Annotated in this window: 1 protein-coding gene and 2 pseudogenes; 1 reads left to right on the top strand and 2 read right to left on the bottom strand. The window is 42.5% G+C overall.

Features of this window, described 5'->3' with window-relative positions:
- Window positions 1-95 (top strand): annotated as a pseudogene (locus IM479_RS17575) (IS1 family transposase); the annotation flags it as partial.
- 51 nt (window positions 96-146) lie between these two features.
- Here IM479_RS17575 and IM479_RS23095 read toward each other — a convergent pair.
- Together IM479_RS23095 and IM479_RS17585 are read right to left on the bottom strand one after the other, a co-directional pair.
- A pseudogene (locus tag IM479_RS23095) lies at window positions 147-296 on the bottom strand (DUF4351 domain-containing protein); the annotation flags it as partial.
- Between the two features lie 131 nt (window positions 297-427).
- On the bottom strand, window positions 428-3,009 hold a 2,582-nt coding region (locus tag IM479_RS17585), incomplete at its 5' end, for a CHAT domain-containing tetratricopeptide repeat protein (RefSeq protein WP_287699514.1).

The following is a 3,009-nucleotide window of genomic DNA, read 5'->3' on the forward strand; positions in this document are numbered from 1 at the left end:
ATTTCTCGACTGGTGAGACAGAGTCTATCTTTCTCTAAAAAAATGGAGAATCACGTTGGGGAACCCTTTGGTATTTTATCCATGACTACAATGCACAGCAAAGCAAAGGATTAAGCCACCATCACTACTACCGAATCACCACCTATCTCCCTATCCTCCTGTGTTTTTTTCGATAACGCTTCTAGATTTCTACTCAGATTATACAATAAGTTTAAAGAAGCCGATTTTAGAGGAGCATTCGGGGATAATCTCTCTAATTCGTCAATTGCTCTCTCTCTTGTTCCTCCTCTACCTAACCTGAGTTCGGGATAAGCTAAAACCCTGATGCTACCGTAGTCTGAAACTCCTATTCTTTCGTGGAAGCTATGGCTAGTAATTGTTTGTGATACTAATAATCTTATCACTAAGTTTAACTCCTAAACCTTCATCAGTCAAATTTCATCGAAGTTGCATCACCAGAAGGAATAAAACTTGCCCAGAAAAAAGGATGTTTTTGCTTCTCACTCTTGAGCATTCCTAGTTGAATTTGTCGTAAAGCTTCACTGCGTCTTTCTCCTTTTTGCAAGCGTCCATAATAGGCGACCATTAAATCTTTAGTTGCGTCGTCAGATACTTTCCAAAGGCTAATTAATTGGCTTTCACTACCCGCAATAACTAAAGCGCGGCGCAATCCATAAACTCCCTGGCCGATATTAATATCTCCTTTCCCCGTATCGCAAGCGGAAAGAACAACTAATTTGGTTCCGACTAAGTTTAAATTGGTAGTTTCTAAAGCAGTTAAAACACCATCATCTCCTGCACTTTGACCGATTTTAACTCCGGCTAAAACTAACCCAGAACGCAATAAAGGATTCTCAATCACATTGCGTTCCGGTTTAAAAAAACCATGAGTGGCGATGTGGAGAATATTCGGTTTTTTCGCTTGTTTGACGGCGTTTTCTGTGGCTTGAGAACCAGTTAAAACAGTGGCTTGAGGTAAGATATTTTTAATCGCTTTAGCTTCTTGTTCTGTACCCGGAAGACCGGGAAAAGTAAACTCAGACAGGTCAATGGAACGAGTGAGAGCGACTTTTTCCCCTGCTTTACCGTAGAAAGGATCAGCTACAATGAGGGGAGATTGTTGACTGGCAAATTTATCTTTTAGACGTAGTAAATCTCGTCCAGAAGTGAGATAGGTAATATGATAATTTTCCACTAAGTATTGATTATTTTCATCCACTAATGCTTCAAAGGGAATTAAATTAAGTCCAGCATCAGGAGAAAGCAGAATTGTTTTAGTATCGCCTAATAATTGACGGATAGGCTGCATCAATGTCTCATCAAGTTGACGCGCTGATTTTTGCAGTTGGGGGAGACGAGTTTCTGCGTCTGCAAGATTGTCACGGAAGTAAATTAATTTGTCGTCAATTGGTTTAGCCTCCCCTAAATCCTTGGCTTTGATGTCACCATTGGGATAGAGAATATAAACAGCATAACGAGGATTGCCAAAGCGTTGATTTTCAGGCGCTTTAGGATTAAGAGGTCGATAGCGGACTATTTCAACTAAAGCAGCATCAGCAGGAATTAGCTTTTGAATGCCTTCGAGGGTAATGGGTTGGGATAGGCTACGAAATTCGGCACTACGACGACCGATTTTACCCTCTATTTCTTTTGCTTTTTCGGTAACTTCGTTAAGTTGTTGACGGTAAATTTCTGGTGAGGGGAAATCATCAGGCTTTTTAAAGGTCAGATTAGATAGTTGAGTCCGAACTTCAATCAGTTGAGTTAATAATCGTTGACTTTCGAGGTCATCAGTACGTTGTCGGAGAATTTGTAAGCTATTGGTTGAAACATCTAAAATTCGTCCTTTACGTTCTAAGATGGTTTTCAAGGCGAGACGGGTTGCTTCTGGGTTATTAGGTGCAGCTTGAAGATTGAGGGAAATCACCCCATTAGTCGTCCCCAAAACCTTTGCCATATAATCTTGTTTTTGCTTGTCATCCCCCATTTTTAGGTTTTCTGAGAGGTTGTATTCTTGTACTGCAAGTGCTTGGGTTCGATAATTAATGGCTTGAGGAATATCATCTTGAGACTGGTAAAGTCCTGCCAAGTTGTTGAGACTGGTGGCGGTATTGGGATGGTTGTCTCCTAATTGTTGTTTCCAGATAGCTAAGGACCTGTTGTAGAGGGGTTCGGCTTCGCTGTATCTTCCTTGAGACTCGTAAAGTGCTGCCAAGTTGTTGAGACTGGTGGCGGTATCGGGATGGTTGTCTCCTAATTGTTGTTTCCTGATAGCTAAGGCTTGTTCTAAGAGGGGTTCGGCTTCGCTGTATCTTCCTTGAGACTGGTAAAGTCCTGCCAAGTTGTTGAGACTGGTGGCGGTATTGGGATGGTTGTCTCCTAATTGTTGTTTCCAGATAGCTAAGGACCTGTTGTAGAGGGGTTCGGCTTCGCTGTATCTGCCTTGAACTCTGTAAAGTTCTGCCAAGTTGTTGAGACTGGAGGCGGTATCGGGATGGTTGTCTCCTAATTGTTGTTTCCTGATAGCTAAGGCTTGTTTGTAGAGGGGTTCGGCTTCGCTGTATCTGCCTTGAGACTGGTAAAGTCCTGCCAAATTGTTGAGACTTTGTGCAGTTAGGGGATGGTTGTCTCCTAATTGTTGTTTGATGATAGCTAAGGCTTGTTTGTAGAGGGGTTCGGCTTCGCTGTATCTTCCTTGAGACCGATAAAGTTCTGCCAAATTGTTGAGACTGGCGGCGGTATTGGGATGATTGTCTCCTAATTGTTGTTTGATGATAGCTAAAGCTTGTTTGTAGAGGGGTTCGGCTTCGCTGTATCTGCCTTGAACTCTGTAAAGTTCTGCCAAATTGTTGAGACTGGCGGCGGTATCGGGATGGTTGTCTCCTAATTGTTGTTTGATGATAGCTAAGGCTTGTTTGTAGAGGGGTTCGGCTTCGCTGTATCTTCCTTGAGACCGATAAAGTTCTGCCAAATTGTTGAGACTGGCGGCGGTATTGGGATGATTGTCTC

The sequence above is a fragment of the Microcystis sp. M165S2 genome (genome assembly GCF_020245885.1).
Lineage (GTDB): Bacteria > Cyanobacteriota > Cyanobacteriia > Cyanobacteriales > Microcystaceae > Microcystis.